Source organism: Paenibacillus liaoningensis (assembly GCF_059609455.1).
In genome coordinates, this window is record NZ_JCAALU010000040.1 from 1 (window position 1) to 7,881 (window position 7,881).

The 7,881-nt window shown below is 45.5% G+C and carries 8 protein-coding genes; all 8 read right to left on the minus strand.

The window, feature by feature from the left end; genetic code table 11:
• Positions 1 to 1,068 (minus strand): contractile injection system protein, VgrG/Pvc8 family (locus tag AC6B99_RS33095; RefSeq protein WP_496665152.1); only part of this gene is annotated, 1,068 nt, incomplete at its 3' end.
• 198 nt (positions 1,069 to 1,266) lie between these two features.
• Entirely contained in the window at positions 1,267 to 1,725 is a 459-nt protein-coding gene (locus AC6B99_RS33100; RefSeq protein ID WP_496665153.1) for an SUKH-3 domain-containing protein, read from the minus strand.
• Between the two features lie 98 nt (positions 1,726 to 1,823).
• Complete coding sequence (locus AC6B99_RS33105; protein ID WP_494865713.1) at positions 1,824 to 2,279, minus strand: DUF6630 family protein; 456 nt, start codon at positions 2,277 to 2,279, stop codon at positions 1,824 to 1,826.
• Positions 2,280 to 2,299: 20 nt separating this feature from the next.
• Complete coding sequence (locus AC6B99_RS33110; RefSeq protein WP_494865711.1) at positions 2,300 to 3,274, minus strand: hypothetical protein; 975 nt, start codon at positions 3,272 to 3,274, stop codon at positions 2,300 to 2,302.
• Positions 3,275 to 3,294: 20 nt separating this feature from the next.
• Positions 3,295 to 6,129 (minus strand): contractile injection system protein, VgrG/Pvc8 family, encoded by a 2,835-nt coding sequence (locus AC6B99_RS33115; RefSeq protein ID WP_496665154.1) that lies wholly within the window; start codon positions 6,127 to 6,129, stop codon positions 3,295 to 3,297.
• 33 nt (positions 6,130 to 6,162) lie between these two features.
• Positions 6,163 to 6,558, minus strand: a complete 396-nt coding sequence (locus AC6B99_RS33120; RefSeq protein ID WP_494865726.1) for a PAAR-like protein — start codon at positions 6,556 to 6,558, stop codon at positions 6,163 to 6,165.
• Positions 6,559 to 6,585: 27 nt separating this feature from the next.
• A complete protein-coding gene (locus tag AC6B99_RS33125; RefSeq protein WP_496665155.1) occupies positions 6,586 to 7,110 on the minus strand; it encodes a hypothetical protein in 525 nt (174 codons plus the stop codon).
• Positions 7,110 to 7,808: a hypothetical protein gene (locus AC6B99_RS33130; protein ID WP_496665156.1), complete on the minus strand. Its 699-nt coding sequence runs from the start codon at positions 7,806 to 7,808 to the stop codon at positions 7,110 to 7,112. The genes AC6B99_RS33125 and AC6B99_RS33130 overlap by 1 nt, the downstream gene beginning before the upstream one ends.
• Between the last annotated feature and the right edge of the window lie 73 nt (positions 7,809 to 7,881).

A 7,881-nucleotide genomic window follows, 5' to 3' on the forward strand; every position in this document is an offset into this window, starting at 1 on the left:
CGTCGTATCCGAAGATGCGACATCAACCGAGCTCGCTGCAAACGCATTTTTCTCCTCTGCATCCGGAAAATACAGCCTTGCCTCATCGCCGATCTCCGGCATGCAGTACCAGCCGCTCCCGTCTGGCGATGAATACACCGTCGAATACGGAAACCACGTATCTGCTCCTCCGCCGTCGATTTTCAGCTTCAGCTTTACTTTGTCTTTCTCCACACCAGCAATCGTGCCGAATAGCGAAATACCCGTAATCTCCTCCAGATAACGGGTGCCGCAGCGAAATCCTTCCCGCTCTCGAAGATCGTAATGGTAGACCAGCAGTCCTTGCTCCGTGCGCGCTTCCACCCGGTATACGAACAAGGAGCGACGCTGAAATTGAACGGCGCTGCCCAGTTCAATGGCAGTATGGCTCGTCACTTCATAGATCATCCGGCCCTGCTCGGTAAAGCTCGCTTTGCTATTTTCAGCCAATTGCTTATAGACGCCCATTTCCTTACGGATCGAATAGTTCGTCTCTGTCAGCACGACCTCGCCGCCCGCCTCCGGCACGCCCGCATAAAAACGGATGCCCGGCATCGCGCTGATCGCCAGTAGCGGCATATTAAAATGCGACGCCAGCCGCTTCGCAAATGCCCAGTCGGTTTCTAGATATTGCATGATTAGGCCGCCTATGGCCTTGCCTTTAGAAGCTTCATCAACGACATTCGCATTCGGATAATCTGCCGCCAACTGGTTCAAAATCTGCTCATACGTTTGCTGCCCGTTTTGGTAGGAGCGCTTTTCCTTTTTGAGATCCATCAGGAACGTGCGACTTTGTGCTTCGATCGTCAGCGTGCGCACGTTTTGCACCACTTGGATGCGGGCGTTAGTAATGATGCCGTGAAAAAGCGTCCGCTTGCCGCTCTCCTCCGTCTGCGTGTACACCTCAATCGGCTCATTGTCCGAGATGCGCTCGATATAGACATCCAGCTTGCTCTCCGGCACAATGCCGCTCAGCGTCAGCTGGATATGCTCATTCACTTCTTTTACAATGGTCAGGGCGGTAATTTGCTCATAGGGGCTTTCGGTCATATAGATGTCTGCGAGGGTGTTGATCGGGTGGGCTTTTGGCTGCTTGCACTCTCGCTTCGTTTAGCGGCGGCTGCGGCCGAGTTAAAAATAAAAAAAGATTCACTTCAACTTTTTAAGTTGAAATAAATCTTTGGTTTTAATAGATGAAGACATTTTATAAAAAAGAATCAAAAAACTCCACATTCCTTACGAACAAAATCAGGGTAAACTTGGATCTTTTATTTCCTCTATAGGCTTAGGTAGGCATAACGCTTCTAAGGCTTCATAAATATTTTCACCAAATTTGAATAATTGATATCCTCCGTATTCACCATAAATTTTCCCGCTTTCTGACATAAACATATTCATGTTGCGACGATAGGCTTCGCCAATTACAACTAACGGTTCGTTAAACCAATACTCAAACTCTGAATAATCTTCTCTTTCCATTATGTCTCCCAATACAAGCTTGGGTTTAAAATGAAAAGATTCAACTTTCCCATCCAATTTTAAGTAAGAATATTCCAATTCGCCAAACTCTCGAAGTAATTGTTCAACACATGGAAATACGTCGAAACCTCTTGACTTCAACATTTTATTTGTTTCGCTAATATCAATTTCCCTACCTGTAAACCATCCAGACTGAGTAAGCACCTTTAATGTTTGTTCTGAAAACACCACTATGTCTTATAAAATTCATCTCTCAGATTGAGTAACATTCTTTCGTATTTCCTCCTGCCTGAAAATTAAAAATCAGCAATATTTTAAGTCTTGTTTTAATAAAAATACTTTATTAATCTTTCTTTAAATGGAATCCTATCATCAAAAAGAAGCTCTACTTGCAGTAATTTAGTTTTGTTATCTAATTTGGCAATGAATAATGCATAAAAATCACCAGAGGTAGGATAAGAAAATAGTCCATATCCTTTTTGTGATATTAATTTGTTAACTTTTCTTATTTTTTGTGGTAATAATTCATACTGAAAAACTCCTAACTCTTCAAGTTCATCTTGTGATGCTAATTCAATGTTATGAATAAATTCATAATCCAAAATATAATTTACTATTTCGCAACCTTCCTCACCTTTATAATCAAGAAAGAGAAATTTCTTAGTAGACAATCCATATTCTAATATAACATCGTGTATGTCCAAAGATTCCGGTTTACGTAAAATTGTCTCTATCTCTTTGCTATCCTCGAATATAAACTGGACAATCTCTTCACCATACATGTCGTTTTCCTCCATTTTTATTATTGAAACAATTCCCCATGCTTATTCGGGATATATGCAGGATAGTTTTTGCGATAGAAGTTATCTATAAGCTTCAATGAAGGATCCCACTCTGGATAAGTTTCAGGATATCCTATTTCCATTTTCGCCTCTGGCATATTCATCAAAAAATCATCAAATTGTTTAGGAACCATCAAACCTTGTTTTTCTCTTACATGTATAAGGAACAAAATTTCATATGGATAGAACGCATATACAAAGTCACCAAATTCAATGGATTGACCTATTTCTGAGGCTAATATAGAATGAAACAAAACCATTTTACTTATCAAAGTTTCTAACTCTTCTGGATGATTAGTTGACCATCCTTCCAATACTTCCTTATAAATATCTATATCTTCTGGTATTAAGTTGAATGGTAGCCCCGCTTCTTTTAAATTTTCTTTCACAGCAAGATGCACGTTCTGGTTGGTTCCCATAATCATTTTATTTCTATATTGCAAATATAATTCTAGTAGGAACCAGGTATGTTTGTTCATTTCGTTAGCGTTCAATATATTTCCACCAAGATGATCGACCATAAACCCAAATAGGATATTTTCCTCTTTCTCCCATCCGAATATCGTAAAATGAATTAAGGCAATAATAACTTCCTTAAAAGTGTATTCTGTCATCATATTAGGGTAACGAATTTTATAAAGATCCTGCGCCATACACTGATAAAAGACGACAATTTGTATTTTTTTAAACTCTTCTACTTGATTACCGCCATTTATTAATACATCATTTTTCCATTTTGATAAGTAAAACGAGGAAATTGTATCTAAATCTATTAATAAAACATGGTCTTTCTCTATTTCATTCATTTGGATAATATTATAAATTTCACTATAGTTCTCTTCATACTCTTCTTTAATATCTTCAAATCTGATCCCATCTACAAAGTTTTTGCTATATCTTTTATATGCCATGGCTAATTTTTTGGGATTTAACATTATATCCTCCCTTAGATCAATTATTTTTCATTCCAATCTTTTATCTTCAACTCATCTACTCCAAATCCAGTTTTAGTTATTTTAATATCTGTTTCTACTCTAATAAAATCAAATTGAAGTCCGGGATTCTCTTTTAATAATTTTTTAAGTTTCTTATTAAAATCTGCATATCTTGCATCCTTATTTTTTAGCATATCTTGAAAATATTTTCCCCCTCCCAATTTCTGCTTATCTGAATAGGTGAATGTAGCTGAATCTGATGCCTTTGATTCAATCATTGTTAACTTAGGTGGCGGACCCTTTGATAAAAATGTTGCATCTATACCATTTCTACCAACTTGGAACATGGAGGAAATGTCTTTACCTAAGTCATTGTCTTTTGCTACTATTTTCGCAACTTCTTCCCCATAGTCACCCTTATCATGACTAAAGTATTTTGAGTTATCGATTTTTCTTTCATACTCCTTTGCAGCTGTCAAATCATAATTATTACTTATTTCATCAACAGTATCTATTTTGTTAGCCAATTTGTTTCTTTCACGTAGTAGCTTTCTTAGCTCTTCTTCATTTCCCTCTTTTTTCAATTTTGCTATTTCTTCGTCTAAAGTATTAATTCGTTCTTTTATTTTGTCAAACTTATTACCACCCGAACCGTTACCACCTTTTGGAATCTGCGGATCAGACGAACTATGATGCCAATAATTGTTCCCTGGACCACTAGCTCCTGCTGGAAGCAGTTCATTATTCATATTCTTCAAGGCAAAGGCGGCGCCTTGCAGCTTTTTCAAGCTCCAATTTACAAAAGCCTTATGATCTAACCCAATGTCCCATAGCGTCTTATATATTTTACGACAACCATCGTCTACCCACTTACTAAGACTGCTTACTCCATTTTTAATACCTTTACCAATCGCCTTCGTGAGCCGTGAATCCATTATACCACCGGTTAAACCGCCAATCCCCATATCCAGTGCCAGTGTGCCAAAACTAAACCCTTTGCCTTCCATCGTCTGACGAATGACACTCTCAAACCCATTCTGTACCGCACCAAACGCCATTCGTCCACCTAGGTTCGCCATCGGACCAAACGGGCCAAACACCGCCCCAGATATCGCCCCGATAACTGATTCTCGAAAGGCCGTTGACACATAGGTGCCCATATCGCTGACCTCACCGCGGGCAATATCGGACACCGCTTGGCTCACTACCGCGGCGGTTCCTGCAATGGCTGCTCCAGCTAGCACTGCGCCGACAACGACCGCGCCCGCTCCCAGCGTGGCTACCGTAAATGCCGCTGCTACCGCAACTACTGCGACGACAGCCAATCCTGCCAGCACATTTCTCGCTAGTTTTCCCCAGCTGAATGGCGGTTTTTCCGGTGGTGGCGGTGGAGGAGGCGGCTCACCTTCTACTGGCGCATCGTCATACGGCGCATAGCCAGTCCGATCCTTCCCCTCCGTTCGGATCTGCGCCCCCATCAGGTTATACTCGCCTTCCAGCGTAATCCCGCTCGGCGCGCTCGTCTTCTTCGCTACGAGTAGCGCTTGCGCGCCAATCACCACACGCTTTGGCGTAAACAGCGAAATCTCTTCCTTCGCCGTCATCGTCAGTTTGCGCGGGCTGCTCAAGATAATGCCTACGGCATCGTCCAGCTTCAAGAATAGCGGCTCCTTGCTTCCGCCTGTGAACTCGACTCCCGTCGGCGACAGCTTCATTTCACTGCCATGCTCCGTGCCAAAATAACGGTTATTCGGATCGGCCGTCTTCTCCGCACTCGCTCCGTTTGTTCGCACGCCTCCGGTAACAATCGCTTCTTGACCACCTGCATCTGCCAGATACAGATTCGCTTTCGTCCCTACCTGCGGCATACTGTACATCGCGCTTCCCGTCTCCGGAGCATAACGATACCAGTGCGCCGTTCCCTTGTCCTGCTTGTCATCAATCGCCAGATGCACCTGCACCTGTTCCCCTTTCACCGCCAGAATTTCTCCTTGCAGCGTCAGGCCAGACAGCCTGCGGTTCATCATAGGCTGCTCTCGTATCCCAGCTTCCCGCGACAGCCTATAATGGTAGATCAGCTGACCTTTTTCCAATTTCGCCGTCATTGAAGAAACAATTAACTCAATATATCCCCGAATCTTAAAGCGATCGCCTAAGCGATAGAACGTTTTGGATTGTATTTCATAACCGAAAAAATCTGTATCATGCAGACCCGCTTCCTGTCCGCCTGCCTTCTGAAACGCTGCTAAATCCTTACTCACCGTATACGATGCTCCATCAGGCAGCTTATGCTCTTTCCCCTCCGGCATCCCAATAAACAGCTTCGGCGTTTCTTCCAATATATCACAGACTACGACCGACTGGAACTGGCTCGCTAGCCGCTTTGTAAGCTCCCAATCCGTCTCCTCATATTGAAGGATAGGCTCAGATGGCTTTTCCTTCTCTCCCTGTTGAAGCAGCACATCACCACCTGGGTACGCACGCAGCACCGTAGTCATGATTTTCTCGTACGTCTGGCTCGTATCCTGAAAAGATCGCTTCCGCTTCTTCAGATCGCTATAGATGCTTCCCGATACCGCCTCGATTTCAACCGTATATACGCCATTGCGATGCACCGTCTGCACGGACGTGACGACACCCTTGAACAGGGGTTTCCGCTTGCCCTCTTCTTCGTCGTACAACGCGATTTTATCCTGCCACACCGCTTCTAGCGTGGCATTCGTCCGCAGCTCTTCCTCGACGATCCCGCTAATCCGCAGCGTCCCATGCTCGCCCGGCTTCCAGCTCATCGCCACATCCGTGATATGCTTCAGCTTGCAGGGGCCTTCCACCCGCAATCGATCATAACCGATCATCTGCATCCCTCCTCCCCATTGTCCTTGCCTGGCTTAATCCGAGTCGTGCTGACCGTCCGAGAGAAAAAAGACTTCCCCTTCCATCGCGCACTTTAAAAACGAATCCGTCGTCAGGGCAGGCTTATTGTCCACCTTCGCGTTTTCCTTCGGAAGCAGCCATTTCCCCATAAAATCGGGCATGCACGGCGGGCCCCCGATGTTGTTGCCCTCCTCGTCAATCAAATAGACGATTTGTCCTGCGGCCATTTTCGGACTGATGCATATGCCGAAATACGGCACATTTTCCGATCCATTATCGTCCTCATTCATCATGGGCTTGCCATTGACATACGACCCGTGACTTTCGGGTAAATTAATCCGCCGCTTGTGCGTTCCACAAGTACAGGCCATCGTTGCCCCTCGCACCACATAGGCAGGTTGGTCTCCCATTCTCTTCTCCTCCTTCGCTCGTTCCGTCTAAGCCAGCTCCACCCGTTCCAAACGAATGCCTACAGGCTCCCGTCGCAGCAGGCTCTCCGCTACATCCAGCCGCACGACAATTAGCGACAACTCGCTTTCGCTCACCCGCACAATTTTCTTCCCTTGCAGACGCTCCCGATCCAGCACCAGACGCTTAATCGTTCGCTGATCCTGATGCAGCTCGGCATACGGACTTAAACACGGCAGCTCCTCAAAAAAGGGCAAGTAATACGTTTGCTGGCGGCGAGTCAGCATATGCATCAAAATGACCATCTTGTATACCGCCCTCGGCTCGTACAGCTCCACTAACCGCTTCAATCCATCCGATAGCAAAAAGAGCTGCCGATCCAGCACATCCGTAAACACACTGTCTTTCTCTCCCTTGACTTGAAACAGCAGCTTGTCCGGTATCCGGTACGATGTCGCCGCATACATATCCCGCATGTCCAGCTTCTCCCTCAACCCTTCCAGCATCGGCGTACTCGTGTAGCGGCTATCTTGCTTCAGTACAAAATAGTCCATCAGGACGCACCGTCCTTTCCATCCTTCTGCCCTTGCCACTGCTCTTGAAGCTCTTCTTCCGCGCTTTCGCTATCGCCAGGCTCATCCAGTGCGCGTACGCCATGACCATCCTCCGCCAATATTTCCGTCTGATCGCGGTACTCCCCCATTGCAATCGCCCAGCCTTCCGCCTTCGCAAGCGTGGTGAAGGCTTCAAGCTCGATCAGCTTTTCCATCTGCCCACGCACGAATTCCACCGCCAGCGTGTGGCATTTCTCTGCTTCCAGCTGGCGAATATCGTCGATATCCATAAGCGTGACCTTCCGTGCGTAAGCAACTCGTTCCGGTTCTAGCCGCTTGACTCGCTCAAACATCGGAGCGAAAAGAAACGCAGGCTCCCAATGTACGGTGCAGTTAGACGTATCCATCAGCCAGCGTTCATCATACGCGTCCAAACGGTACGTACAATGGCCTTCCATGATGCTCGTGCGTAAATAGGAGATGTAGATATATTTCAGCTTCCCTTGTTTCTCTACTGCTTGAAGTTCAGCCGCTTTCTCACACAGCGCCTCAAACGCTCTCGCCAGCTCCGCATCAATCGCTTCCTGATGTTCTTCGTAAATGTCATTCACAAGCAGCACATCTTCCTGCCACCGATCAAACACATGCCGCTCCAAAAAATCAGCCAGCGCCTCTTCCCGCGTCATCACCTGACTCATACGATGTTGACCTTTCCGCCGCTCAGCGTCACTTCATCCTGCACCGTCAGCATCGCGTCGCCCTGCTTCAAAT

Bases quoted from the DNA above. Each gene is read 5' to 3' on its own strand.
- AC6B99_RS33130 (WP_496665156.1), bottom strand. From the start codon at position 7,808: ATGAGTCAGGTGATGACGCGGGAAGAGGCGCTGGCTGATTTTTTGGAG.
- AC6B99_RS33115 (WP_496665154.1), bottom strand. From the start codon at position 6,129: ATGATCGGTTATGATCGATTGCGGGTGGAAGGCCCCTGCAAGCTGAAG.
- AC6B99_RS33125 (WP_496665155.1), bottom strand. From the start codon at position 7,110: ATGGACTATTTTGTACTGAAGCAAGATAGCCGCTACACGAGTACGCCG.
- AC6B99_RS33110 (WP_494865711.1), bottom strand. From the start codon at position 3,274: ATGTTAAATCCCAAAAAATTAGCCATGGCATATAAAAGATATAGCAAA.
- AC6B99_RS33105 (WP_494865713.1), bottom strand. From the start codon at position 2,279: ATGTATGGTGAAGAGATTGTCCAGTTTATATTCGAGGATAGCAAAGAG.
- AC6B99_RS33120 (WP_494865726.1), bottom strand. From the start codon at position 6,558: ATGGGAGACCAACCTGCCTATGTGGTGCGAGGGGCAACGATGGCCTGT.